The organism is Streptomyces sp. MZ04 (assembly GCF_004684775.1).
Classification (GTDB): domain Bacteria; phylum Actinomycetota; class Actinomycetes; order Streptomycetales; family Streptomycetaceae; genus Streptomyces.
In genome coordinates this window covers 38,192-64,828 of sequence record NZ_SRIC01000010.1, presented here as the reverse complement: position 1 = coordinate 64,828, position 26,637 = coordinate 38,192, and the positions used below count along the sequence as shown (strand labels likewise).

15 protein-coding genes and 1 pseudogene are annotated in these 26,637 nt (G+C 69.6%); 11 read left to right on the top strand and 5 right to left on the bottom strand.

Going from position 1 to position 26,637, the window contains the following annotated elements; all coding sequences use genetic code 11:
- Positions 1–91: 91 nt before the first annotated feature.
- The 3 genes from E2651_RS04460 to E2651_RS04450 all read right to left on the bottom strand — a co-directional run bounded on the left by E2651_RS04460 (position 92) and on the right by E2651_RS04450 (position 4,757).
- A complete protein-coding gene (locus tag E2651_RS04460; protein ID WP_245238568.1) occupies positions 92–2,038 on the bottom strand; it encodes an NAD(P)-binding protein in 1,947 nt (648 codons plus the stop codon).
- Between the two features lie 81 nt (positions 2,039–2,119).
- Positions 2,120–3,418, bottom strand: a complete 1,299-nt coding sequence (locus E2651_RS04455) for an ArsB/NhaD family transporter (protein WP_135329647.1) — start codon at positions 3,416–3,418, stop codon at positions 2,120–2,122.
- Positions 3,419–3,512: 94 nt separating this feature from the next.
- Positions 3,513–4,757, bottom strand: a complete 1,245-nt coding sequence (locus E2651_RS04450) for a cation:proton antiporter (RefSeq protein WP_135329646.1) — start codon at positions 4,755–4,757, stop codon at positions 3,513–3,515.
- 727 nt (positions 4,758–5,484) lie between these two features.
- Here E2651_RS04450 and E2651_RS04445 point away from each other — a divergent pair.
- The 3 genes from E2651_RS04445 to E2651_RS04435 all read left to right on the top strand — a co-directional run bounded on the left by E2651_RS04445 (position 5,485) and on the right by E2651_RS04435 (position 13,160).
- Positions 5,485–6,111, top strand: a complete 627-nt coding sequence (locus E2651_RS04445) for a DUF1449 family protein (protein ID WP_135329645.1) — start codon at positions 5,485–5,487, stop codon at positions 6,109–6,111.
- Positions 6,112–6,176: 65 nt separating this feature from the next.
- Entirely contained in the window at positions 6,177–8,189 is a 2,013-nt protein-coding gene (locus tag E2651_RS04440) for an SPFH domain-containing protein (protein ID WP_135329644.1), read from the top strand.
- 135 nt (positions 8,190–8,324) lie between these two features.
- Positions 8,325–13,160 (top strand): DNA repair ATPase, encoded by a 4,836-nt coding sequence (locus E2651_RS04435; RefSeq protein ID WP_135329643.1) that lies wholly within the window; start codon positions 8,325–8,327, stop codon positions 13,158–13,160.
- Positions 13,161–13,186: 26 nt separating this feature from the next.
- On the opposite strand, the pseudogene E2651_RS04430 reads toward E2651_RS04435, so the two are convergent.
- Positions 13,187–14,064 (bottom strand): annotated as a pseudogene (locus E2651_RS04430) (PP2C family protein-serine/threonine phosphatase).
- Between the two features lie 249 nt (positions 14,065–14,313).
- Here E2651_RS04430 and E2651_RS04425 point away from each other — a divergent pair.
- The 4 genes from E2651_RS04425 (at position 14,314) to E2651_RS04410 (ending at position 17,684) form a co-directional block, all read left to right on the top strand.
- Entirely contained in the window at positions 14,314–15,372 is a 1,059-nt protein-coding gene (locus E2651_RS04425; protein ID WP_135329642.1) for a PucR family transcriptional regulator, read from the top strand.
- Between the two features lie 143 nt (positions 15,373–15,515).
- Positions 15,516–16,223 (top strand): hypothetical protein, encoded by a 708-nt coding sequence (locus E2651_RS04420; RefSeq protein WP_135329641.1) that lies wholly within the window; start codon positions 15,516–15,518, stop codon positions 16,221–16,223.
- 175 nt (positions 16,224–16,398) lie between these two features.
- A complete protein-coding gene (locus tag E2651_RS04415) occupies positions 16,399–16,734 on the top strand; it encodes a hypothetical protein (protein WP_135329640.1) in 336 nt (111 codons plus the stop codon).
- 764 nt (positions 16,735–17,498) lie between these two features.
- Positions 17,499–17,684, top strand: a complete 186-nt coding sequence (locus E2651_RS04410; protein WP_135329639.1) for a hypothetical protein — start codon at positions 17,499–17,501, stop codon at positions 17,682–17,684.
- Positions 17,685–17,795: 111 nt separating this feature from the next.
- Here E2651_RS04410 and E2651_RS04405 read toward each other — a convergent pair whose 3' ends face one another.
- A complete protein-coding gene (locus tag E2651_RS04405) occupies positions 17,796–20,969 on the bottom strand; it encodes a hypothetical protein (protein WP_135329638.1) in 3,174 nt (1,057 codons plus the stop codon).
- A 1,717-nt stretch (positions 20,970–22,686) separates the two neighbouring features.
- On the opposite strand from E2651_RS04405, the gene E2651_RS04390 reads away from it, so the two are divergent.
- The 4 genes from E2651_RS04390 to E2651_RS04375 are packed head-to-tail and all read left to right on the top strand — an operon-like array spanning position 22,687 to position 26,588.
- Positions 22,687–23,784 (top strand): IS110 family transposase, encoded by a 1,098-nt coding sequence (locus E2651_RS04390; RefSeq protein ID WP_245238567.1) that lies wholly within the window; start codon positions 22,687–22,689, stop codon positions 23,782–23,784.
- 32 nt (positions 23,785–23,816) lie between these two features.
- On the top strand, positions 23,817–25,112 hold the full coding sequence (gene pcaC, locus E2651_RS04385) for a 4-carboxymuconolactone decarboxylase (protein ID WP_135329635.1): 1,296 nt from the start codon (positions 23,817–23,819) through the stop codon (positions 25,110–25,112).
- 33 nt (positions 25,113–25,145) lie between these two features.
- Complete coding sequence (locus E2651_RS04380) at positions 25,146–25,778, top strand: MBL fold metallo-hydrolase (protein WP_135329659.1); 633 nt, start codon at positions 25,146–25,148, stop codon at positions 25,776–25,778.
- Between the two features lie 30 nt (positions 25,779–25,808).
- On the top strand, positions 25,809–26,588 hold the full coding sequence (locus E2651_RS04375) for an exodeoxyribonuclease III (protein WP_135329634.1): 780 nt from the start codon (positions 25,809–25,811) through the stop codon (positions 26,586–26,588).
- The last annotated feature ends 49 nt before the right edge of the window (positions 26,589–26,637 follow it).

The following is a 26,637-nucleotide window of genomic DNA, read 5'->3' as shown; positions in this document are numbered from 1 at the left end:
CCGGTGCGGGGCAGGGGTGGGCATCTGCCGACCAGACTTCCCGGCTCACCTGCGCCGATCTTAACGGGACGGGGGTGGTGGAGGGATGTTCCTACGTCTCTGGTGTGTGCGCCCGGGTCCGGGGCCGTCGTCCGAGGAGTTCGGCCAGGCCCTGGCGGGTGGCAGCCAGGACGACGCGGTCCTGGGGGCGCAGTACGTAGCCGGGGTGAAGGTCCCAGACCAGGCCCGCGGGGTGTTCGGTGCCATCGTCGGCGGGCGCGGCCGCCAGGTCGGGCAGACGCTCGTCCGGTGCGGCCGAGTCCAGGGCGATGACGCGCCAGGACCCGGCCCGGAAGGATTCGGCGATGGTACGGCCTTCGAGCTGGGGGTGGCCGGCGACGTCGAGGGCTGCGAAGAGCAGCACCCGGCGCTCGACGGGGATCGCGCCGAGCACCTGGCGGCCCATCATCGCCCCGGCGAACGCGGGAGCGGCGAGGGTGGAGACGCTGCGGCTGCGGGTGAGGGCCTGGGGGTGGGCGGCGCGCAGGGTGCGGTAGACGGCGGTGGCGAACGCGTCGTCGTACAGGCGCAGGGCCACGCGCAGGTCGGGTTTGACGGAGCGGGCGTACAGGGCCGCTTCGAGGTTGGTGGTGTCGCTGCTGGTCAGGGCGAGCAGGGCGTGGGCGCGGTGGATCTTGGCCGCTTCCAGTACGCCTTCGTCGGTGACGTCGCCGATGACGGTGGGTACGCGCAGGCGGCGGGCGAGCGGGATGCCGCGCGCTTCGGGGTCCTCTTCGACGCACACCACGGGGATGCCGAGTTCGCGCAGCCGGGCCAGGACGCGGGTGCCGACCTTGCCCAGTCCGAGCAGGACGACATGGCCCGAGAGCCCGCGCGGCGGGCGGCGCAGGGCGGCCGCGCTGCGGAAGGTGCCGAGGGCTTCCAGGACGGCGGCGAGGAGCACGGGCAGGAGCAGCAACCCGGCCAGTCCGGACAGGAGTTGGAGGATCTGGCGGGACGTGGGCTGGCCGAGGGCGGGGTCGTCGATGGCGAAGAGGTCGAGCAACGTGAGGTAGCCGGCGTGCAGGGGATGTGTGTGGGGGACCGTCAGCCAGTTCGCCACCGCCAGGCCGAGGACGCAGGCCGCGAGCCCGGCCAGTGACCAGCGCAGCCGGGCGGAGAACAGGGAGCCGAACGGGATGCCGCGGCCCGCGAGGCGGCCGGGCGGCAGTGCGGGGCCGGCGTGGGTGACGGTTTCCAGGACGATGGTGCCCCGGCCGGTGGCGGCGGCCACTGTGCGGTCGTCGGGCAGCAGGAGCGGTCCCTCGCCTTGACCGCTGGCGTCCGAACCTTCCGCTCCCGCCGGGTCGTTGGTGGTGGCCGACAGCAGGGCCAGGGTGCACAGGCCGGGGTCGGCGACCTGGCCACGGCCGGGCGGGGTGCGTTCCGCGGCGCGGAGGAGCAGTCCGTCGGCCTGGACGACCTTGCTGGTCCCGGCGACGGCGGTGGCGGCCAGTGCGGGGGCGGCGGTGTCGGCGTCGGACAGGACGGTGGTGGACGTGTCGAGCGCTGTCCGGTCGAGTCCGGGCGCGGTCACCGCCGCGGCCTGGTCGAGCAGTTCCTCCAAGTGCTGGCCGAGCTTGCGGTTGTAGAGCCGGATGACCAGGCGCAGGCGGGGGTTGAGACGGCGGGCGGCCAGCGCGGCGTGGATGTTCGTCTCATCGTCGTCGTAGACGAGCGCGAGCGCGGCTGCCTCGCGCACACCGGCCTCGACGAGGGTCGGCTCGTCGGGCTCCGGGGCTTCCAGGACCCGCGGCGCCTGTGCGTCCCCGTCGGGGGAGGCGCGGGCCGACCGGCCCATGACGGCCTGCATCCGGCCCAGGAGGGCGGCGGCCGCCCGGCCCGCAGAACCGCCCCGCGCCGTGTCCCCCGCCTGGGCGGAGGGGACGACGACCGTGACGGTCTCGCGGTAGACCGCCTGCAGCTCAGCGGCCAGCCGTTCGGCCAGGGCGTCGTCGCCGCACACGATCATGTGGCCGGCCGGCGGGGACTGTTGCATCTGTTGGGGAAGGGAGGACACATCACGTGGAGCACGGTGGGGTGCTCGCTGGTTCCCGTGGCTCATCGCATTGCCTTTCCGCTAAGCCAGGGCGAAGTAGCGCAGCCACACGTACCCGGCCGAGATCGTCACGGTGACGGCGGTGACGACGAGTCCGTACTTGGTGAACTGCCAGAAGCTGATGGGCTGTCGGTTGCGTTCGGCGATGCCGAGGACGACGACGTTGGCGCTTGCGCCGATCGCGGTGGCGTTGCCGCCCAGGTCGGCGCCGATGGCCAGCGCCCACCACATCACGTGGGTGCCGGAGCCGCCCATGGACTCGACCAGGTCACTGGTGATGGGCGCCATGGTGGCGACGTAGGGAATGTTGTCGACGATGCCCGACAGGACGGCGGACGCCCCCAACAGCAGCATGGAGCCGCCCAGTTCGCTGTCGCCGATCGCGTCCGCGAGGGCGTTGGAGATCTCGCCGATGACGCCGGTCTCGATGAGTCCGCCGATCATGATGAAGAGCCCGGCGAAGAAGGCGAGGGTGGGCCACTCGACCTCGCCGAGGACCTCGCCGGTCTCGACGGTGGAGATGCCGATGAGCAGCCCGGCGCCGAGCAGGGCGACGACGCTGGGCGCGTAGTGCAGCACCGGGTGCAGCACGAAGCCGACGACGACCAGGCCGAGCACGATCAGGCCCTGGACGAGCAGCCGGGGATTCTTGATGGCCTCTCGTTCCTCCAGCGCCATGACTTCCTCGGCGCGGTCTTCGTCGTACACGAAGGACTTGCGGAAGAGGAAGCGGCAGAGCGCGATGAGTACGACCACCAGCATCGCGGAGAGCGGAGCGAGGTGGACCAGGAAGTCGTTGAAGGTGAGCCCGGCGCGGCTGGCGATGATGATGTTGGGCGGGTCGCCGACCAGGGTCGCCGTGCCGCCGATGTTCGACGCGAAGACCTCGGCGATGAGGAACGGCGCGACGGGCAGTGCCAGGCGCTCGCAGACCAGGAAGGTGACGGGGGCGATCAGCAGGACGGTGGTGACGTTGTCGAGCAGGGCCGAGGCCATGGCGGTGATGACGATGAGCATCACCATCACCCGGAAGGGCTTGGCCCGGGCTCGTTTGACCGCCCAGATGGCCAGGTACTCGAACATGCCGGTCCTCTTCAGCACGCCGACGATCATCATCATGCCCATCAGCAGGAAGATGACGTTCCAGTCGATTCCGGAATGTTCGGAGTAGAAGGCCGACTTGTCGTCGGTCGCGCCGATCGCCAGCATCAGGGCCGCGCCGCCGAGCGCGGCAGCCACGCGGTGGATCTTCTCGCTGATGATCAGCGCATAGGCGCCGACAAAGACGGCGATAGCTGCCAAGCTGTGCCAGTCGTTCACGATTCTCCGATGATGAGTTCCTGCAGCGCTTCACCTGGTCACACCCAACAGCCTGGGTATGTCGGCGGTCACGCCGGCATACGGGCGGACGGGCTCACGTTCCTACACGGCCGGGCTCCTCCGTGCGCGTGCCAACGCCGGTCCGGGCGGCGGGCACTTCGGTGTCGGTGAGCTCGTCGACGTGGAAGAGCTTGGCGATGGGTACGTCGGTGCTGCTGTGGGCCACGATCGAGAAGGCGATGCACACGGCGATAAGGGTGTAAGCCTCCTCGCCCTGGGGGAGCCCGGCCTGGAGCACGAGCAGCCCGTAGACGACGGAGGCGAAGCCCTTGGGCCCGAACCAGGCGGCGACCAGCTTCTCCTGGCGGGTGAAGCGGGTCCCCAGCAACGAGAGCAGCAGCGAGGCGGGCCGGATCAGCACGATGGCCAGGACCACGGCCACGTACCCGCCGAAGGACAGATCACCGAAGAGGCGCGGCGTGAGCAGCGCGCCGAACACCAGCAGGGCGGCGAACTTGGCCAGTTCGGCCAGTGCCTCGCCCAGCGGCTCGAAGGACTCCTTGGCCTCGATCGAGCGGGCGGTGAGAACTGCGCCCGCCGAGAATGCCGCCAGGTAGGGGTTGGCGTGGGTGAGGTGGCACAGAGCGTAGAGGATCACACCGATCGCCAGCGGGAGCAGCGGCTGCAGTTTCGGCTCGGCGCCCAGGTGGCGGAAGCGGACGAGTGCGATGACGGCCATCGGCAGAACCACGCCGAAGACCAGACCGAGCAGCAGCTCCAGACCGATCTTCGCCAGGGAGGACTCGGCGTGTCCGGAGGTGGGGCCGGCCGCGGCGATGAGGACGAGGACGACGGGCAGCGCGAGGCCGTCGTTGATGCCGCTCTCCACGTTCAGCAGCTGCCGCAGCTTGGAGGGGACTTCCTTGCGGCCCACGATGGCCGAGGCGAACACCGGGTCGGTGGGCGCGAGGACCGCGCCGACCAGGAAGGACGTCGTCCAGTCCAGGCCGACCAGGTAGTGGGCGATCAGCGACATGCCGACGAAGGCGAGTGGCATGCCGAGCCCCAGGGCGCGCGCCGGGTTCTTCCAGTTGGCGCGGAGCTTGGGGAAGGAGACGTGCATGCCGTCGGTGAACAGCACCGCGAACAGAGCGAGGTCGGCCGTCACGGACACGATCTCGCTGTCCGGCGTGATGTGGATCAGACCGAGGAATCCGTCGCTGACGAGCGCGCCGCCGACGAGGAAGAGGAAGGAGGTGGAGAGTACGGTGCGGGCCGCGAGGCCGGACAACAGCACCGCGACCAGCAGTGCGACTCCGAAGACGACGATGAGCACCATGGGCGGAATTCCCCGATCAGCGAAGAGACTTGTCTCAAGACGCCGACCAGGCTTCCCGGCACACCGTGGGGAACCCTACACGTTCTTTACGCGGCACTAACAGGTTCTTGATGCGCACGAGGGCGGCATGGATGTTGCCGGAACCCGGCATGATGTCGGCCGCTGAGGTGACCTTGGCGTGTGCCGCCCGCGAGAGCCTCCTGCCTCGGCCCGGGAGTTGGCGTGCTGCATCCGCTTCGCTTGACGCTACGGGCGGACTGAGACGCATGGCTATGGCACTGCTTCTCACTCCTCCGCCGGACTACTTCGCGTCGCCGCCCCTGCTTCGGCCGGGACCGTCCGGGAAGGCGAGGGCGGAAGCGGGGCATCCGGGCTCCAAAGGGCAGCAGAACAGGACCGCCGACCAGGCTTCCCGGCACACCTGGCCGCCACGCTACGCCTGATTCACCGGATAAACCCAAGGATGTACGGCTATATCGGGTATTGGGCGTAATCCTGCTCCTACTGGTTACGGGAGCCGCCGTCCTTCGCCGACCCTTCGGCCTGCAAATGATCGAGCACTCGGCATCAATAGCGCGTAAAGACTGCCGGAACCCGGCAGTGCGCAGCAGAGGAGTCCTCGGCCAGGATGGACACGGCAGAAACGGGGGCCTGGCCCCGATGCCGGGTTCCGGAAGCGGAATCCGGCATCGGGGCCGGAGCTGCAGAAGCGTGAGGGGGGCGACGGGTGCGGGAGTTCTTCGATGCTGCAACGGGTTTTCCGACCGTTCTCTTCACCTCCGCCCTGGGGGTCGTCCTCGGTTTCTGGCTGCTCGTCATGTTCGGCGGGGCCGAAGCGGACAGCTTTGACTCGGACGTGGATGTCGACGTGGCGGGGCTCGGTGGAGTGCCGGTCGCCGTAGCGGTGTCACTGATGACGGTGGCGGGCTGGCTGACCAGCCTGACCGGTTCGGTGCTGCTCGGGCGGGCCGGCCTGACGGGGCTCGAGCAGGCCGCGGTGACTGTCGTTCTGCTCCTTGTCGCCCTGCTGGTCGCCTGGCGCGTGACGCGATACGTCGTACGGCTGTTGGCCAAGCTCTTTCCCGACGAACCCGGGCCGTCCCGCCTCGACTTCATCGGATCGGTCTGCGTCATCCGCACGGGGCGGGTGGACACGCGATTCGGTCAGGCCGAGGTCGCAGCCCAGGACGGCTCCACCGCTGTCGTCCAGGTCAGACAGGATCCGCAGGCCGGTGAGGCCGCGTTGGGCGCGGGCAGCAGTGCTTTGCTGTACGCCTACGACGACACCGGCGAATTCTTCTGGGTCGCGCCCTACGAGGCGGCGCTCGGCCCGGATCCGCACGCCGATCACTGACTCGGGCTCTCGCCCATCCTCAATTCTCCGGGGCGCCAACGCGCCCGCAAGCCCTAGGACTTCACATGGATGCCATCACTCTGGGCATCGGCGTGTCCGTCGCCGCTGTCCTGATCATCGTCGTCGCGTTGTTGTTCACGGTCACCCGACTGTTCCGGAAGGTGGAGCAGGGCAAGGCGCTGATCGTCTCCAAGATGCGGAAGGTCGATGTGACCTTCACCGGGCAGGTTGTGCTGCCCGTGCTGCACAAGGCCGAGGTGATGGACATCTCGGTGAAGACCATCGACATCATGCGGACCGGTCGGGACGGTCTGATCTGCCGGGACAACATCCGCGCGGACATCCGGATCTCGTTCTTCGTACGCGTCAACAAGACGACGGAGGACGTGATTCGGGTCGCGCAGGCCATCGGCACGGCGCGGGCGAGTGATCAGAACACGTTGCAGGAGCTGTTCAACGCGAAGTTCTCCGAAGCCCTGAAGACGGTCGGCAAGCAGATGGACTTCGCCGATCTCTACACCAAGCGTGACGAACTGCGCGACCGCATCATCCAGGTCATCGGCACCGATCTGAACGGCTACAGCCTGGAGGACGCGGCGATCGACTATCTGGAGCAGACGCCGCTGAACCAGCTGGACCCGTCCAACATCCTGGACGCACAGGGCATCCGGAAGATCACCGAGCTGACGGCCGTGGAGCACGTACGCACCAATGAGTACACGCGGCACGAGGAGAAGGAGATCACCCGGCAGAACGTCGACGCCCGCGAGGCCATCCTCGAACTGGAGCGGCGCCAGGCGGACGCCGAGATCAAGCAGAAGCGCGAGGTCGACACCGTACGGGCCCGTGAGGAGGCCGAGACGGCACGGGTGGTGGAAGAGGAGCGGCTGCGGTCGCAAGGCGCCTTCCTCCTCACCGAGGAGAAGCTCGGCGTGCAGCGGGAGAACCAGGCCCGTGAGGTCGCCGTGGCGCAGAAGAACCGCGAGCGGGTCATCGCCATCGAGAACGAGCGCATCGAGAAGGACCGCCTGCTCGAAGTCATCGCCCGGGAACGGGAGACGGAGCTGACGCGTATCGCCGCGGAGAAAGAGGTCGAGGCGGAGAAGCGGGAGATCGCCGAGGTCGTCCGCGAGCGGGTGGCCGTGGACCGCACGGTCGCCGAGCAGGAGGAGTCCATCAAGAAGCTGCGGGCCGTGGAGGAGGCCGAGCGCGGGCGCCAGGCCGTGATCATCGCCGCCGAGGCGGAGGCGCAGGAGGGCCTGGTCAAGAGCATCAAGGCGGCGGAGGCCGCCGAGCAGGCGGCCACGCACCGCGCCGCCGAGGAGATCACCTTGGCCGAGGCCCGGCTGAAGGCTTCCGATCTGGACGCGCAGGCCAAGCTGCGGATCGCCGAGGGCGTGCAGGCCGAGTGTGCCGCGCAGGGACTCGCGGCCGTGCAGGTCCGCGAGAAGGAGGCCGGCGCCATCGAGAAGGCGGGCCGTGCGGAGGCCGAGGCGACCGAGGCCCGGATGCGCGCGGAGGCCGAGGGCGTGGAGGCCAAGTTGAAGGCCGAGGCCGCGGGGCTGACCGAGAAGGCCGCGGCGATGGCGGCGCTGGACGAGGCGTCCCGCACCCACGAGGAGTACCGGCTGCGCCTGGAGGCGGAGAAGGACATCCGCCTGGCGGGCATCGAAGTGCAGCGGCAGGTCGCCGAGGCGCAGGCCACGGTCCTGGCCACCGGCCTGGAGAACGCGGACATCAGCATCGTCGGCGGCGAGTCCGTCTTCTTCGACCGCCTGATGTCGTCGATCTCGCTCGGCAAGAGCGTCGACGGATTCATGCAGAACTCCGAGACGGCGCAGGCCCTTGCGGGGCCGTGGCTGGACGGCACCGCGAGCTTCACCGACGACCTGTCCCGGCTGCTGGGCTCCGTGTCCACGTCCGACGTACAGAACCTCACTGTCTCCGCGCTCCTGATGAAGCTCATGAAGGGCGGCGGCGCGCAGGCCGGGCAGCTGCGTGAACTGCTCGACAAGGCAGGCCAGTTGGGTCTTGCCGACATGCCGATCGCCGAACTGAACGGCTCTCTCAAGAGCTGAGCTGCTCTCTCAAGAGCCGACAGAGACCGGCCGGGACCGCTCCACGGGGGTGAGCGGCCCCGGCCTCCTCATCCGTCCCGCACGTGAGTGCCGGACGGCATCGCACGCACAGACACACGTGAAGGGAAGCCGGACATGGAGAGCGGGACCGGTCTGGACGCGGGAACGTACGAGGTGCTGCGCGACCGTCTGGCGGTGCAGGCCAGGCAGCTGGCCGATCGCGCCACCGCCCTCAACGACCGGCGCGTGGCTGTTTTCGGCTCGACCAAGCTCACCCTCACCGGTACCGAAAGCATCCGCACCGAGCAGCCGTGTGTACCGCGCGACGTCATCGCCGTCGGCGACATCCTGCTCTTCGGCTACCACGTCCACGTTGGCCAGAAGTCCGAGACCGCCATCGGTGACGTCCTGGCCCTCCACGACCGCGACCTGAATCGCCTGCCCGAGGACGCGGTGCCCGGACTTCTGGACGGCCCGGACTTCGTCCGCGAATTCGCCGCGCTCTTCCGCTACTACCGTGACGCACGGCTCCTCCAGCTCCGGCACATCGACGGCAAGATCCTCGCCGTCTTCAGGACCGGTGAGAAGGCCGAGGACATCCGGGTCCTTCGCTGGGGACTCTCGGCCGACGGGCGGGCCGAGTTCCTGGACGCCCGCGGCGAGCGCGATCACGTCTTCCCGCCCTCGCACGACTTCGACTGGACCGAGGCAACCCGCGAAGACCACGTCCTGGGCCGTCACCCGCACATCTCCATCGGCGGCGAGATCTTCGTCGGGACGGTCGGCGGCACCCTGACCCTCAAGGTCGAGAACGACACCGAGGCGGGGGAGGGGGTCTACGAGGAGCCGGTCGAGGAACCGCTGCAGTCCCTCGCCGACGCGGACGTGTTCCACGCGCGCGTGGGCGCGCTGATCCTGCTGCGCGTGCGCCCCTACAAGGAGGACGCCTGGCGCCACCTCGTCTTCAACACTCTCACCCGGCACGTCATACGCCTGGACGGCATCGGGCAGGCATGCCGCCGCCTGCCCGAGGACCAGGGCATCGTCTTCCCCGGCGGCTACTGCCTGGCCACGGGCACGTACAAGACCTTCGACGCCCTGGACACCCGCGGCCTGGAGTTCGAGCGCGCGGTGCGCTCTCCCAACGGTGAGGACGTCCTTTTCGCGTTCCACGCGCGCGCGGAGGGACGCACGCTGCTCCTGCCGTACAACATGATCCGAAAGGAGGTCGCCACCCCCCTGTCCTGCCACGGGTACGCGCTCTTCGACGACGGCCTGTTGGCCGCGCTGCGCGCCGACTCAACGGAACCCGCACGCGTCCACCCGCTGCAGCTGTGGCAGTCCCCCTACGTCTCCGACACCTATGCCGCCGCCCGCCCGGCGGGGGAGGGTCCGCTGGCGCGCATCGGCAACGCGGACCTCGTACGGGGCATCTCCGACTGCCTCTCCATCGCCCGGTCCGTCACCGAGACCACACCCACCTCCGAGGTGTACGAGGCGCTCGCCGCGGCCTGCGTACGGGCCGCCGACTCCTCCCACTGGCTCGGCGACCACGAAGCGGGGGACCTGGGGGAGCCGCTGGACGCCGTGCGCGAGACGGCCGAGCAGGTGGTCGCGGAGTTCGCCACCGTGCTGGCCCTGACCCGGCAGGCCACGGACGCGCTCACCGACTCGGCCGCACGCATTGCCGCGCTCGTTCGCCGCATCCGCGGGGAGGCCCCGCGGAACGCGCCCGAATGGGTGGAGCGGATCACGGAACTACGGCGCGCACAGGGGCATCTGCTGACTCTGAAGGACATGCGGTACGCCGACGGGGAGCGCATCGACTCGCTGGCCGGCGACCTGGCGGCCGACATCGCGTCGGCCGGGCAGCGGGCCGTCGCCTTCCTGGAACGCCCCGACGCCTTCGCCGCCCACCACGCCGACATCGAGCAGCTGACCGCCGACGCCGACGCACTCACCACGGTCGCCGAGGCGGCCCCCCTCGCGGACCGGCTCCAGGAACTGACCGAGCAGCTCCAGACCGTCACCGAGGTCGTCGCCGGCCTCGACATCGGCGACGCCACCGTCCGCACCGGCATCCTGGAGCGCGTCGCGGCGGTCCTCGCGGGCGTCAACCGGGCCCGTGCCACGCTGGACGCCCGGCGCCGCGAACTGACCGCGCACGAGGGACGAGCCGAGTTCGCCGCCGAGTTCTCCCTGCTCGGCCAGGCGGTCACCGGCGCCCTCGCCGCAGCCACGACCCCCGAGACCTGCGACGACCAACTCGCCCGCCTCCTCCTCCAACTGGAGGGCCTGGAAGGGCGGTTCGCCGGGTCGGACGAGTTCCTGGCCGAGCTCGACGCCAAGCGGGGCGAGGTGTACGACGCGTTCGCCTCCCGCAGGCAGACGCTCGCCGACTCCCGCGCCCGGCACGCCGAGCGCCTCGCCGTCTCGGCCACCCGCGTCCTGGAGACGGTCGCGCGCCGCCTGGCCACGCTCGCCTCCACGGACGAGATCAGCACCTACTTCGCCTCCGACCCGATGGTCGGCAAGGTGCGTCGCACCATCGACGAACTGCGTGAACTCGACGACCAGGTGCGGGCCGAGGAACTGGAAGGGCGTCTGAGGGCCGCCCGGCAGGAGGCCACTCGCGCCCTGCGCGACCGCACCGAGCTGTACGGGGACGGCGGCGACACCATCCGCCTGGGCCGCCACCGCTTCGCGGTCAACACCCAGCCCCTCGACCTCACCCTCGTCCCGGCCACGGACGGCGACGGCATGGCCTTCGCGCTCACCGGCACCGACTACCGCTCGCCCGTCACCGACCCGTCCTTCGCCGCACTGCGTCCCTACTGGGACCAGGTCCTGCCGTCGGAGACCGCCGAGGTCTACCGCGCCGAACACCTCGCCGCCCGCCTCCTCTCCGAACACGGCCCCGAGGCGCTCCTGGACTCCGGTGACCTGCCGCGCCTCGTACGCGCGGCGGCGGAAGCCTCGTACGACGAAGGGTATGAGCGCGGCGTCCACGACCACGACGCGACCCTCATCCTCGGAGCCCTGCTGCGCCTCCACGACGGCGCGGGACTCCTGCGGCACACCCCCGAGGCGCGCGCGGCGGCCCAACTGTTCTGGGCGCACGGAACGGAGCCGGAGGAGCGTGACCTCTGGCAGCGGCGCGCGGTGTCGCTGGCCCGAGCCCGTGACACCTTCGGCCTCGCGCCCGCCATCGACAACCTGTGCGCGGAACTCGCCGAGCGGATCGGCGGACCGGCCGCCGCCTACCTCTTCGAGGAGCTCACCACCGGGCCGGCGGGTTTCGTCACCACGACGCGCACCCGCACCTTCCTGGACAAGTTCCGCCGCGCCGTGGACGGTCCGGCGTACGAGGATGACCTGGCGGGCATCTGCGGCCTCGGCGCACGGCGGCAGCTGGTCGAGGCGTGGCTGTCCTCGTACGCGACCGCCTCCGGGGAGGGCGCCGACGACCTCGCCGAGGCGATCGCCGTCGAACTCTGCCCCGACCTGCGGCGCTACGACCGCGAGGCCCCCCTCGCCGAAACCGTCGACGGACTCCTCGGCGCCCACCCGCGCATCAAAGGGCGCCGCCTCACGGTCCGCATCGACGAACTCCTCGCCCGCACCCACGACTTCCGTGCCGAAACCCTCCCCGGCTTCCGCGCCTACCAGGCCCGGCGCACCGAGCTCGTCGCTGCCGAACGAACCCGCCTGCGGCTGGACGAGTACCGGCCCAAAGTCATGTCCGCCTTCGTCCGAAACCGCCTCATCGACGAGGTGTACCTGCCGCTCATCGGCGACAGCCTCGGCAAGCAGCTCGGCACGGCGGGCGGCCTGCTGCTGCTCATCTCCCCGCCCGGCTACGGCAAGACGAGCCTCATGGAATACGTCGCCGACCGCCTCGGCATGGTCCTGGTGAAGGTCAACGGCCCGGCGCTCGGTCACGGTGTCACCTCGCTCGACCCCGCCGAGGCCCCGAACGCCACGGCCCGCCAGGAGATCGAGAAGGTCAACTTCGCACTGGAGGCGGGCAACAACGTCCTCCTCTACCTGGACGACATCCAGCACACCTCGCCCGAACTCCTGCAGAAGTTCATCTCCCTGTGCGATGCCCAGCGCCGCATGGAAGGCGTCTGGAACGGCACTTCACGCACGTACTACCTGCGCGGCAAACGCTTCGCGGTCTGCATGGCGGGCAACCCCTACACCGAGTCCGGCGCCCGCTTCCGCATCCCCGACATGCTCGCCAACCGCGCCGACATCTGGAACCTCGGCGACGTCCTCACGGGCAAGGAGGACGCCTTCGCCGTCAGCTTCGTCGAGAACGCCCTCACGGCGAACCCGGTTCTCGCCCCGCTCGCCGGGCGTGACCGTGCCGATCTGGACCTCCTGATCCGCCTCGCGGAGCACGACCCCACCGCACGCGCCGACGGTCTCACGTACCCCTACGCCCCCGCCGAAGTGGAGCGTGTCGTCGCCGTGCTCAAACACCTGCTCACTGCACGCGCGTCGGTCCTCGCGGTCAACGCCGCCTACATCGCATCCGCGGGCCAGTCCGAGGGCACCCGCACCGAACCGCCCTTCCGACTCCAGGGCTCCTACCGCAACATGAACAAGATCGCCGCCCGCATCGACCCCGTCATGAACGACGCCGAACTCGCTGCCGTGATCGACGACCACTACACGGGCGAGGCCCAGACCCTCACCACCGGCGCCGAGGCCAACCTGCTCAAGCTGGCCGAGCTGCGGGGCACGCTCACCCCGGAACAGGCCGACCGCTGGGACGGCATCAAGGCCGCCCACGTCCGCGCCCGGACACTCGGCGGCCCCGACGACGCCCCCCTGGCCCGCGCCGTGGCCGCCCTCGGCCTCCTCGCCGACCGCGTCGCCTCGGTCGAGACCGCCATCACCCGAGCCACCGACCCGCGCCACGCCCTCACCAACCCGCAGGCCCGGCACGCCAGTCGCCCCTGAGGGAGGCCGGCCCCCCCGGCCACTTCTCAGCGCTCCTGGTAGCGCAGCAGAAGCATCGCCGCGTCATCGTGCAGCGGCCCCTGCGCATGCCGTACGATCTCGGCCCGGATCGCGTTCAGAGCGGCGTCAGGATCATGATCCTTGAGCAGCGAGGAGTGTTCTCCGAGGGGGTAGAAGGCGCCGGTGTGGTCACGGGTCTCGCTGACGCCGTCGGTGTAGAGCAGTACTTGGTCACCCGGCACGAAGTCCACCTCTCGCCCCGCAGTTCCCGGTTGACCACACGCTCCACTCGGTCGCCGACAGATGTCAGGTCCGGCTCGTCGTGGGCCGCCTCACGGAAGGCGCCGAGGACGAGGGCAGCGGTCTCCACCGCCTCAAGTCCCTTGCCCTGCACGTCTCCCAGGATGATGCGCACGCCGTGCGGGGAGGCGACCACCTCGTAGAGATCGCCGCCGATGCGGGCCTCGGCGACCGCGGAGGTGTACGAGGAGGCGATCCGCAGGGGTCCTGCGCTGCGCGGCACCGGGCGCAGCAGCACCCGCTGGGCGACCTCCGCGATCGAGCGGACGCTGGCCAGTTCGGCCTCGCGGCGCTGGCGCATCACCGCGGCCGCGACACCCGCCGCGGTCACACCGGCCACCGAGGCCATCGCGGTGTAGAGGCGGCGTTGCGAGTAGGACTCGTTGTAGATGCCGAGGGCGGTGCACAGCAGCAGTGCCGCGGCGCCGATGAGCGCGGTACGCCGCCAGCCGCCGATGAGGCCGGCGAAGGCGGGACCGAGTGACACCAGAGGCAGGTAGCCCACGCCCGGTCCTGCGCCGAAATCGACCGCGGCGACGATCACCATGACGGCGAAGGGAAGAACGGCCAGAACCATGAGGTGCGGGGGCTTGTGGTCGGACATGGCGTGCTCCAGGTTGCGCCTTTGGTGACGAGCAGCCCTCCGTGGCGCCCACTCTCCAGGTGAACTCTAGGGAGGGTTTGTCCGGCCGACGTGTCCGGGTGCTTGCCCCGTTACCGAATCGCAGTCACCGGCCGGCGGCCTGTGGGCCCTTCAGCCGTCGCCGGGGACGGGCTCCCGCAGTCCCGCCGACACGCCCGCGCCGGCGTTGCGCTAGAAAAGCGTCAAGACTTCACGATATCGGGGGCGATCATGACCGACCGCGACGTAGCGGCCATTTACCTGGAGGGCTACCCACGGCTGATCGCCGATGCCTCCGCCACCGGCCGTCGCCTGACCCGCGATGAACTCGACTCCCGGCGCTCTCTGGGCGAGCAGGCAGCGGAGGCCGGCCATGGGATGAGGGCCCTGGTGGCCGCCCACCTGGCCGCGGCGCGGACACACTGGCCCGCCGGCGCCGTCGCGCCGGACAGCGTCCTGGCGGTTGTCGCTCAGGCACTGGACGCGTTCGCCGAGGGGTACGAGCGGGCTCAGCGGGCCGCTGTACGCCAGGAGGAGGCGGCCCGCCGCGAGTTCATCGACGACATGCTGTACGGCCGCAGCGACATGGGCAAGCTCGCAGAACGCGCCGAACGGTACGGGCTGCGCCTTTCCTACGCCCATGCCGTGGCAGTGGCCCGGGGCGCGGCCGCGTACGAGGAGGGTGACCCGACTCCGCGCAGCGTGGAACGCGCCATGGTCAGCCGTTTCGGCGACCGGCACGTCCTGCTCACCACCAAGGACGGCCGCCTCGTCTGCGTTGCCCCGGCCGACCAGGACGAAGTGCTCGCCTTCTTCGCCAAGCACGCCTACGCGGCCACCGACGGAGGTCAGGTCGCGATCGGTCGCCCTCAATCCGGCCCCGGCGGTGTCGTCCAGTCCTACGAGGAAGCCCTCAACGCACTGGAACTCGCCGAACGGCTCGGCCTCAGCGACCCGGTTCTGCGTGCCGCGGACCTTCTCGTCTACCCGGTTCTCACCCGCGACCGGCAAGCCATGGCCGACCTGGTCGTCAACACACTAGGGCCGCTGCAGCGCGCCCGCGGCGGCGCCCAGCCCCTCATCGACACCCTCGCCGCCTACTTCGACTCCGGCTACGTCAGTGCCGAGGCCGCCCGCCGACTCGCCCTCAGCGTGCGCGCCTTCACCTACCGCCTGGACCGCATCCACAAGCTCACCGGAGCCGACCCCGCCGACCCCGTCCACCGCTACACCCTGCAGACCGCGATCATTGGCGCACGCCTCCTGGACTGGCCCGATCAGCAGATGTGACCAACTCGCCACGACCGGTGTCCGGGCGGGCTTCGGTGTGGTTCGAGGCAGGGGCGGCTGGTGTCGTGATCAGTGGTCGGCGGTCAGCTGTCAGCTGTCCGGCGAGCTTGTCGTGCATCTCGGCGCTGGGCTTGTTCAGGCCGATGATGGTGACCTTCTTGCCGCGCTGGGCGTACTTGGTCTCGATGGCGTCCAGGGCGGCGATCGCCAGCCCGCAGTATCAGATGGCCCGATACTGCGGCGCGTATCCGATCGACCGGGCGTGCAACCCGCAGGACGCTGTCCTCGGCGGCGGTAACGACAGTCTCCAGAAGATCGTCGGCAAGTTCATGCTCGGCAAGCTGGACCGGTACGAGACGTACGGCGAGGACAGCAAGGTTGCCCTGCAGGTCATGATGACGGATCTCACTGCGGCCCATAGGGCGGAGATCGCGAAGAGGTACTACGAGCTCGGCAAGAAGCAGGGCTCCCTGGATCCGAACTCTATCGGCGGCAAGAGCACGTCCGGCAAGGCGCAGCAGTTGGGCAGCGACGCAAAGTCGGTCCTTAACGGCGACGCGAATGTCGCGACAGCAGTTCTTGGCTCGTACACGACGAAGTACAAGATCTTGCGGGCCAATTCCACCGGAATTCAGGCGCGCATAACCATTCGTAACTCCATATCCGCTTCATCCCTTACGCACTATGCGACTGGGTACGGAACATCCGCTGAACGGTTCGTTTCCAGGTGGGTGGACAACGATGGAATCATCGCCTTCGGTGGAGCCGCTCACCAACAGGACATGACGATCGTGTTCCGGGCCGTCATCCCCGCCCGAGGCGGCGTCATGGGAGGCCCTCCCATGCAATGACAGGTCAATACAATCAGCAGACCGGCATAAACGAATGACATCGGAGTGACCTATGAGTATGGGGCGTTCAGGGACTGACCCGCGGCTCACACCGCGGAAACGTGGATCCGCCCGGATCTTCCTGTTCGCCCCATGCTTTGTCGGCGCTTTGCTGGTCTGCACCTCCTGTGCCCCGTTGAGCGACCCCTATCCAGAGAAGGGAGCCGCAAAGCCCCGGACCCTGGTGCGGGAATGGAAGAACGGCGATACAGGGGCGACGCTCGACCTGCGGGACAAGGGCAAGTTCACCGTCAAGAACCTCAGGGCGCAGTACTCCTCGTGCTCGTCCGGTGGCCTGCACACCAAGTCGGGGCAGGGTACCTGGAAGTCTCTGGATGTGGCAGGCGCGACCTCGGTAGTGCTGGACTTCTCGGACGGGTGTGACACCACGCTTTATTACGGCGAGGAATCAGGGGACCCCGTCCTCTACAACTCCGCCGAGGGTGCCGACATCGTCATGAAGCTGACGTAGTTGCGGTAGAGGTATCCGTTTCCCTGCCTCCCGGTCTTCTTCTCCGCGGCCCAGGGGGCCTCAGCGTTCCTTGAGGTGTCTGCGAACGCCTCAAGTGCCCGCAGGGGGCGTTGCTGCCGCTGGGGCCGCCCACCGCGGATCTGGTCCGAGTGCCCCGCACGTTGGTGCGCTGCCTCGTGGTGCGCACACCGTTGAGGAGCCGCACCGGCCGTGATGCAACCTGACCCGAGGTGTCGGCCTTTGTGCCGCATAGCGAGCGGTCGACATCAGATCCGGGAAGTCTCGGGAGTCGGGACTGGCATGCTCGGTATTTTCTGGGTGGGGATGCTGTGACGGGCGGAAAGACGGGTGGGCGCTGTCCCGGGGCCGAGGTCTGACTCATGACATCTCTGACAGAAGTGTCCTTTTCTCACAGTGTTGGCCGTGGGCTGAGGATGGTGCGCTGCCGGTGCTTGGGCGGCGGGGGTGCGTCCCGGTAGGGGGGGCCGATTGCTGTGGCGTCCTCACGATTCTGGGCGCTTGACGCGGTCCGGCACTGGCAACGCGACGCGCAGTCGGGGCCCCTGAAGGGGAACGGACATACCGCTGCGGCGCTCTCCACGACGGGGATCGCGCTTGCCGTCGACGACCCCGATAACGCGCCGTGATCACCCAGGACCGGGAACCAGCCGGGGTGTGACCGTTTCTGCCCGTGCGGCACCGCGGACTGTGGCCACGGCGAACCGCGCCCGAACGACGAGTGCAGCGGTCACGACATCCATACGATGCGCAACCCCCGCACCGAAGCGGACGTGGCAGCGCGGCAGGACCATCTCGACTGCTGCGAGGGCTACTCCGGCAGCTTCCTGGACACCTCACTCCCGGAGCGTCCATGGGGCGAGATGCGCGACGACGGCACCGTGACCGTGTACGCCGGGGTATCCCGCTATGAGCTCGGCGTCTACCCGTAGCCGCGTGCAGTCGTGGCGGACCAGTGCAGCGAGCCGAGGTCGGCGGGTGTCCGCGACCGTTCCGAACGGCGGGCCGGCTGGGCCCGGACGCAGTTCGCTCAGTGCGGCGGGTCAGCGGTGGCGCCAGGTTTGGCGCAGGCGCAGGACTTCGGTGGCCCAGTGGGCGGGAAGGTCTGGTTCGGGTATGCGTTCGCGGCCGAGGCTGAAGCAGACGTGGCGGTAGAGCCAGTGCAGCGAGGCGTCCGCGCTCGCGACGAGTGTGGACAGCAGCGGTTCACCGACCGGTGTCTCCCGGTCGACGGCGACCAGGAGTTCACCTTGGTCGTCCGGGTGCACGTGCGGCAGCCCGCCCGCCATCCGCAGCCGCAGGTCACCCCACGTCAGAAGTGAGCCGCCGCTGCGCGCCGCGTCCTTGAGGACGTCCCGGGCGATGGAGGCCAGTTTGTCGATGGTCTCGATCGGCAGACGGTCCGGGGGAGACGGTGTGGTGGCCTTGGGGCCGGGGACAGGCTTGACCGGGTCCGCCGCGTACGGTGCGGCATGATGAGGCGCGCTCGATGTGCGGGCCTTGAGCTGGCGCTTCCACCGCTTGACCTGAACCTCTTCGAGCACCGGCAGGCGCCGGTCCAACTGACGGCGCAGCGAGCCGATCTCGTAGAGGAACGCGGCGAGTTGCTCGGTGGCCAGGTTGTTGCCGGCGCGGCCGAGTTCGGCGAGGATTTGACGGATACGGCGCAGGATCGGGTCCGTGTTCGGATCCTGTTCCTGGCACCACGCCTTCACCTCGCGCATCAACGGGGTGTAGGTGGCACGGTCTTCGGGCGACAGACGTCGGCCGTAGATGGGTCCGGCCAAGTGGCGTGCGGTCTGGACCGCAGCCAGGTCGCCGGCCTCCTGCGCGGCACGGATCTCCTTCATGAGCCAGGCGAACTCCGCCCCGGCTTCTGCGAAGGCGGCCAGATCGGAGGGCGGAGCACCCCTGGGTGACGGGTGGGTCGCCGGTGGGGTGGATCCGTCGTCTGGAGTCACCGATTCGCCGTTGACCTGGGCTTCCAGGCGGGCGAGCCCCGTGTGGAGATCCTGCGGCAGGGGACCGGGGCAGCGTCGTTTGAGAATCTTCGCGTGGGCCAGGGCGCTGCGCAGGACGAGAGGCGTGGGGGCGGGGCAGGCCGTCGCGAGGTCCGTGAACAAGGTGCGCAGCGCCGCGTGGGCGGCTGCCGCTTCACGGCTGATGATCCAGGTCTGCAGGTCAGTGCGGAGCAGTAGGAGGTTCTGCCGTGGCTCGCCGGACAGGCGATCCGTGGCGATCCGTGAGACCTCCTGGCGGATCCGTCTGGCCTCGTTCAGGTCGTCGGTATCACGGGCCTGCTTGAACAGCTGCGTCAGACGGGCGATGTCCGCTGCCGCCTGCGCCTGGAACGTGTGCTGGTCCTTTCCCGGCGAGACGGGGCTCTTCGCGGCGGGCGGGACGACGGGCGTGCTCTTCTTCGCGGGAGCAGACGCCGGCAGAGGGTGGCCGATGAGGCGATCGAGGTCGCCCAGGAGTCGCTCGCTCTCGCGTTGCCACGCGCGCAGCTCCTGCCTGCGTTGCCGGACACTCTCGTAGAGCCGCTGATGCTGCTCGCCGTCCTTGACCGTGGTGGCCAGGCGGGCGGCGCGCCGGCCGGTGGCGCGGGGTAACGTGGCGCGACCCACGGCCAACTGGGATTTGAGAAGGGTCAGTTGTTGCTGCGCGGCCTTCGCCTCCGCGGGCCGGGGGGCCACCGCAACGGCAGCCGATGCCGGTACGGGAGGAGCGCGGTGGCCGTACGCCGTATGTGCCGCGCGGATCTGCTCCTCGCTCCACCGGTTCAGCGCGGACTCTGAGGCCGGGGCGGCGACTTGGAGCAGGCGCAGCACCGTGGCGAGATAGGACAGGGGACGGCCGGAGGGCGCGCGGACCAGGACGCACAACAGCGACCGGTTCCGGGCCCGCGGCTTGTCGACCTCCACGAGGAAGTCCCGGCGTTTGGGATCGGGCAGGTGCGCGAGATCCAGGCCGACCCGCTCGGCCAGCTGTTTCCACGTGGTGGTGGCTCCCTCCCGCGCCACGCCTTCGAGGGCCCGCCGCAACACAGTCGCGGTGCGACTGCCCTGGGACTGCACCGGAACGGTGGGGGCAGGGGCGGGCCGCATGGCGGGCAGGGGCTCGTCCAGGGCGACGGGGGGACGCCACAGGCCGGTGCGTTCCGCGTCCAGGCCCTTGAGCTGGATGAGGCTGTCCGCGCGCACCGCCCAGCGGGTGCTCTCGCCCGGCCGGTCGGCTTCGGTGACCAGCAGGCGCACCGCGCCCGCCAGCCGGTACACGTACTGCTCGGTGGGGCGGGGGGTGTCGTGGGGCAAGGAGAGCTGGGCCTTGAGGATCCGGTGTCCGGCCGGCTTGATGAAGCCGGATATCAGGTACCGGCTGCCCTCCACGAGAGGCGAGTCGGTGTCGGGCTGGGCCTCGCCGTCGATTGCGAAGACGATCTCGGTGCCGCGCAGCGGCAGGCTGCTGGCCACGGCGTCGTGGCGCGCGGCGCCCTCGCGGAGCAGCCCGCGACTGCGCAGTTCGTCGAGGTCGGGGGTGATGAGGCCGTCGCCGGTCATCCGGCACTGCTCGAGCGGGGACCAGGCGACGGGGCGGTTTTCGGTGACGGTGCCGATCAGAACCCGGCGGCTGTTGCCGTCGGTCTCGCACCGCACCCGCAGGGCATAGTCGTAGCGGGCCGTCATATCCCGGGTGATGGCGCTCTCCAGCCCGAAGACCCACTCGACGTGCCCTTCCTTGGCGGCCAGGCTGTCTGCCGTTCCACGCCAGCTGCGGTAGTCGGTGGGCCGCAGCTCGAAGCGCAGGCGTTGATTCGTGGCACGCAGCACGAAGTCCACGGCATCCCCGGGGCCGTGCCCGAGGCTGCGCAACTCGGCCTGTGCCGCGTGCCCCTGGCCTGCCAGCCACTGCGTCACGTGCGCCTTGATGAACAGGTGATCGGCGCTGTCGACGCCGTTGGCCGTGCGATGACAAGCCGCCCGGCTTCCGTCGCGGTCCGGGAAATGGGAGAAGTGACAGACCTTCGTTTCGTAGCGCTTGGTCATCAGCCGCTCGCCGCAGCCACCGAGCAGCGTCCCGCACCAGAAGGCGTCCTTGCCGAACTGGCGGCGGAACTCATCCAGATTGTGCGGCTCCTCGGGCAGGATGACCGGCTGGTCCGAATCCCGGCCTCCCATAACCGCGCTCTGGACGAGACGGAAGTCGATCTGCGCCACCAGCAGTTCCTCCGAAACCAGTTAGGCACCCATCCACCCAAGGAGGCACACACCCGGCGCGGACACCGCGCCCGGAGCACCCCTGGCGCCCGCGCAGTCACACACGTGCCGACGGTGCAGCGACGCCTTGGGCCTGAGCGCGCTCGTCTCCGCCGCCGCGGACTGCCGGGCACCTTGGAATTCCGCGGCGGCGGAGACGAGCGCGCCCGATGAGATTATCCGCCGAGTCGGACAATGCGTCAGGTGTGGTGTGTATTTGCCTCCCAGAAACTCCGTGCGGGCTCCGGTGAGTTGACGTGCGCGGCGCGGCGGGATTCCGAGCCTGAGAAGGCCCGCAGGTTTCTCGCTGCGCCGCCGAGAGGCGGGGCGGCGTCCCGGGCTTTCGCCTCCACCGGTACGGCCTCCACCGGTACGGCGTGATCGTCGCCTGCGCGTCTGATACCGGCCGGGGCTGGACGGGGATTTGCGGCACCCGGCACCTACGTCTTCTCCTGGTGGCCGGATGGCATCATCGCGTGTCTCTGTGTCGGGGCAGCAGGCTCATCAGCTTGCGAGTGAATCGGTGCACGTGTGGGTCGAGGGTGTTCTCTTGCGTGGCGAGGACTGATCCAAGGAGGGCCACTTGATCGCGTCGCATGCGGCTTCGTCGGATCGAGCCTGGTCACCGTGCGCCTGGCCTTGCTGAAGAACGACGTCCCGATTCGCCCCGCCAGGTGCTTCGCGCGCCGCCAGAGCCGGGGATGAGGCTGCCCGGGGCAGGCTCGCCGCTGGCTACGGCTGGTTAGCTCAGCTCCGTTGTCGGCCACGGACGCCACGGGATGGCCTTCTGCAGTCAGGACCGGCACCGCGATGCCTCGCAGGCCGGGGTGGGCGGCTCCGGCGGACAGAGAGAACCCTTGGTTCCGGATGGCCGCGAGGGCGGCAGGCACCTCTTCCGCGCTGCTCGACTGACCTGTACGGGACAGTATGGCTGTGGCTTCGTCCGGTGGCAGAGGGGCCAGGATGTCTTGACCGCCGACTCCCCGGCGCAGCGCGGTCGACGAGCCGAGGTGAGCGGCTCGTCGTAGTTCGTAGTCGCTTTCCGCTCCGAGTACGAGAACCGCCTCGTCGTCGGCCCGCACGTGCAGGGTTGCGCTCTCCCGGGACAGGTCGGCCAGTACTCGCAGTACCGGACGGGCGGATGCGTAGAGGTCGGCGTGCGGGATCATGCCGCCGCGAGCCCCATCAGGCTGCGGCCGATGACGTAATCGTCGGAGTCGTTGTGCGTCAGATACGGCTCCTCCTGCAAAACGCGCACCAAGCGGTACGTGGTCGATTTGGTGAGGCCGACGGCCTCGTAGGGCGGGCCACTGGGTTGTCCGTCAATGCTGATCAGGGGTGGACGAGGAGCCAACTCATCGTTGTCCCGTCCAGAGCAAGTTCACTGCCGGTTCGGACGAAGTCTCCCGGGAGTGGTCGGGGCATGTGGTCGCACTGGGGGGCAGTAGGACGGTTGCGTAGCACCGTTCCGGACGGGGGTCTGACTCATGACATCTTTGACCGAAGTGTCTTGTCACAGGCGTGTCGGCTGCCGTTGCGGGATGGTGCCTGCTGTCACCGAGCCACAGGGTGTGTCCCAATAGGAGCCTTGCCGTCCAGTCGGCGCTATCACGGTTCAGACCACCCGGCCAGGCCGGTGCCAGCCACCCAGCAATCACGACGCGGGAGGCGGACCATCATGACGACCAGACAGCGCAGCACCTTGTCCACCAGTACGGATCCGCCCGCTCGGGGCGAGGTCGTCCTGGGGGTGGACACGCACGGCGAGGACCATGTCGCCGCGCTGGTCTGCCCACTGGGCCAGATCCTGGGCACCAAGTCCTTTCCGGCCACAGCGGTCCGCTACTGTCGGCTCCTCGCCTGGGCCCGCAAGTTGGGCACGGTGCGCCGGGCTGGCGTGGAGGGCACCGGTACTTTCGGAGCGGGCCTGTCGCGCTACCTGCTGGCGCAGAATGTCGCGGTGTTCGAGGTGAACCGGCCCGACCGTACGGCTCGCTGTCTGCTGGGGAAGTCGGACCCGCTCGACGCGCAGGCCGCCGCGCGGGCCGTGCTCAGCGGGCGCGCCAGGGCTCGCGCCAAGACCGGCGACGGTCCGGTACAAAGTGCCCGGCTCTTCAAGATTGCCAAGGACTCCGCGGTCAGGGCCCGCACCCAGACGATCAACCAGCTCAAGGCCGTCCTGGTCATAGCCGACCCGGCCCTGCGGGAACGGCTGTCCAGCCTGGGCAACGGGGAGCTGTTCCGCACCTGCGCCCGTCTGAGCCTGGATCAGGGGGATGACGGGGACGGCGTGGCCCAGGCCACCCGGATCAGCTTGAGCATGCTGGCCCAGCGCGTTGAACACCTCACCGGGCAGATCTATGACCTCAATCAGCGCCTGACCCGGCTCATCGAAGGTCACGCCCCGCAGCTGCTCGCGCCGGTGGGTATCGGTCCGGACAGTGCCGTGACGCTCCTGATCACCATGGGGGACAATCCCGAGCGCGTGCACACCGAGGCATCGTTTGCCGCCCTGTGCGGAGCCAGCCCCGTCGAGTACTCCTCGGGCCGCCGGAGCTCGCGCCGGCTCAACCAGGGCGGCGACCGGAAGGCGAACGCCGCCCTGCACCGCATCGTGTTCACTAGGCTGCGCCACGACCCGCGCACGCAGGCGTACTACGAACGCCGCACCCGGGAGGGCAAGACTCGTCGTGAGATCATCAGGTGCCTCAAGCGATATGCCGCCCGCGAGGTATTCAACCTGGTCAAAACGGTATCCAGTGACCCCCTGTTATAGGGGCGTCCGTGACAGATGAGAGGCTCAGGCGAGTGAGTGAGACACCGAAGAGCACCCTGCAATACCGCTTTGACGGGCCAGAAGACGCCCCTGTCCTGATCTTGGGTCCCTCATTGGGTACCACATGGCACATGTGGGACCGACAGGTTCCCGAGCTGGTCAAGCACTGGCGGGTGTTCCGCTTCGACATGCCTGGACACGGCGGTGCGCCCGCGCACCCCGCCGGCTCCGTGACCGAGCTCGCCCAGCGGCTGCTCGGCACGCTCGACGAGGTCGGAGTGCAGCGCTTCGGGTACGCGGGCTGCGCCTTCGGTGGTGCCATCGGTGCCGAACTGGCCCTGCGGCACCCGCAGCGCGTGGCCTCGCTCGCGCTGATCTCCGCTTCGCCGCGGTTCGGCAGCGCCGACGAGTTCCGCCAGCGCGGTGTGATCGTGCGGAGCAACGGGCTCGACCCCATCGCGCGTACCTCCCCCGACCGGTGGTTCACGCCGGGCTTCGCCGCCGCGCAGCCCGCCATCACCGACTGGGCCGTACAGATGGTGCGGACCACCGACCCCGGCTGCTACATAGCCGCCTGCGAGGCGCTCGCCGCCTTCGACGTGCGGGCCGAACTCGGGAGGATCGGGGTGCCCACGCTCGTGCTCGTCGGTTCTGAGGACCAGGTCACCGGGCCCGGCGAGGCCCGCACCCTCGTCGCCGGGATACCGGACGCCCGCCTCGCCGTCGTGCCGGGCGCGTCCCACCTCGCGCCCGTCGAGCAGCCCGCGGCCGTCACCGACCTGCTCGTACGCCACTTCTCCTCCGCCTGGCAGACCCCGACCGACGCGACCGGCACCCACGCCGCGATCAGCGCGCCCCCGGTCAAGCCGGTGCTCGCCCCGCCGCCCGTCACGCCCGTCGCCGAGATCGGGCCCATGGCGCAGCCCGAGGCCGTGGGCGGCGGCCGTCCCGATCCGTACGACGTGGGCATCAAGGTCCGCCGCGAGGTGCTCGGCGACGCGCACGTCGACCGCGCACTCGCCGCCGCCGACGACTTCTCGGAGGACTTCCAGGAGCTCGTCACGCGCTACGCCTGGGGCGAGGTCTGGAACCGTCCGGGGCTCGACCGGCGTTCCCGCAGCTGCGTCACCCTCACCGCGCTCGTCGCCGGCGGCCACCTCGACGAAATGGGCTTCCACATCCGCGCGGCCCTGCGCAACGGCCTCACCCCGCAGGAGATCAAGGAAGTGCTGCTGCAGGCGGCCGTCTACTGCGGCATCCCCGCGGCGAACTCGGCGTTCAAGATCGCCCAGGCCGTGATACGCGAGGAAACCACCCCCCAGGAGTAGCAGGATGGGGGCATGACGACTGCCGCGAAGCGCATCAAGCTCACGAAGAAGACGCACGCCTGTGTCCGCCTCGAGCGGGACGGCCGGAGTCTCGTCATCGACCCCGGCACCTTCAGCGAGGAGGACGCCGCGGTCGGTTCCGAGGCGATCCTCGTCACGCACGAGCACATCGACCACTTCAACGAGGACCGGCTGCGCGCGGGCATGGAGGCCAATCCCGCCGCCGAGATCTGGACCCTGCGCTCCGTCGCGGAGAAGATCTCGGCCGCCTTCCCGGGACGGGTGCATGTCGTGGGGCACGGGGACACCTTCAGCGCCGCCGGGTTCGATGTGCAGGTGCACGGCGAGCTGCACGCCGTGATCCACCCGGACATCCCGCGGATCACCAACGTCGGCTATCTGGTGGACGGTTCGGTCTTCCACCCAGGCGACGCGCTGACCGTCCCCGAGCAGCCGGTGGACACGCTGATGCTGCCGGTGATGGCGCCCTGGAACAAGATCTCCGAGGTCATCGACTACGTACGCGAGGTCAAGCCGCTGCGCGCCTACGACATCCACGACGCGCTGCTCACGGACCTCGCCCGGCCGATCTACGACTCCCAGATCGGGGCCCTGGGCGGAGCCGAGCACCTGCGCCTCACGCCGGGCGAGTCGGCCGACCTGTGACTGTCGGACCCGCCCGGTAGGTTGTGAGCCATGCGCATTGCCACCTGGAACGTGAACTCGATCACCGCTCGCCTCCCGAGGCTCCTCGCCTGGCTGGAGAACAGCGGTACGGATGTGCTGTGCATCCAGGAGACCAAGACCACCGCGGAGGGCTTCCCCGCCGACGAGCTGCGCGAGCTCGGCTACGAGTCGGCGGTGAACGCGACGGGGCGGTGGAACGGCGTCGCGCTGGTCTCCCGCGTAGGTCTCGACGACGTGACGCCCGGCCTGCCCGGCGGGCCCGACTACGACGGGGCCCAGGAGCCGCGGGCGATCTCCGCGACCTGCGGCCCCGCGCGGGTCTGGTCGGTGTACGTGCCGAACGGCCGCGAGGTGGAGCACGCGCACTACGCGTACAAGCTGGAGTGGCTCGCGGCGCTGAACACCGCGATCGCGGCCGACGCGGCGGGGCCACGGCCGTTCGCGGTCCTCGGCGACTTCAACGTGGCGCCCACGGACGAGGACGTGTGGGACCCGGCCCTGTTCGAAGGCGCCACGCATGTCACGCCCGCCGAGCGCGAGGCCCTCGCGGCGCTGCGGGAGGCGGGGCTCTCCGACGTCGTGCCCCGGCCGCTGAAGTACGCGCACCCGTTCACGTTCTGGGACTACCGCGAGCTGGGCTTCCCCAAGAACAAGGGGATGCGGATCGACCTGGTCTACGGGAACGAGCCGTTCACGAAGGCCGTGACGGATGCGTACGTGGACCGCGAGGAGCGCAAGGGCAAGGGCGCGTCCGACCACGCGCCGGTCGTGGTGGACCTGGAGCTCTAGCCTGACCCCTGGGCCCGGTGGAACCGGGCCCAGGGAACGTTCGCCCTCG

Bases quoted from the DNA above. Each gene is read 5' to 3' on its own strand.
- E2651_RS04460 (WP_245238568.1), bottom strand. From the start codon at position 2,038: ATGCAACAGTCCCCGCCGGCCGGCCACATGATCGTGTGCGGCGACGAC.
- E2651_RS04450 (WP_135329646.1), bottom strand. From the start codon at position 4,757: ATGGTGCTCATCGTCGTCTTCGGAGTCGCACTGCTGGTCGCGGTGCTG.
- E2651_RS04440 (WP_135329644.1), top strand. From the start codon at position 6,177: ATGGATGCCATCACTCTGGGCATCGGCGTGTCCGTCGCCGCTGTCCTG.
- E2651_RS04435 (WP_135329643.1), top strand. From the start codon at position 8,325: ATGGAGAGCGGGACCGGTCTGGACGCGGGAACGTACGAGGTGCTGCGC.
- E2651_RS04425 (WP_135329642.1), top strand. From the start codon at position 14,314: ATGACCGACCGCGACGTAGCGGCCATTTACCTGGAGGGCTACCCACGG.
- E2651_RS04420 (WP_135329641.1), top strand. From the start codon at position 15,516: ATGATGGTGACCTTCTTGCCGCGCTGGGCGTACTTGGTCTCGATGGCG.
- E2651_RS04410 (WP_135329639.1), top strand. From the start codon at position 17,499: ATGCGCAACCCCCGCACCGAAGCGGACGTGGCAGCGCGGCAGGACCAT.
- E2651_RS04390 (WP_245238567.1), top strand. From the start codon at position 22,687: ATGACGACCAGACAGCGCAGCACCTTGTCCACCAGTACGGATCCGCCC.
- E2651_RS04375 (WP_135329634.1), top strand. From the start codon at position 25,809: ATGCGCATTGCCACCTGGAACGTGAACTCGATCACCGCTCGCCTCCCG.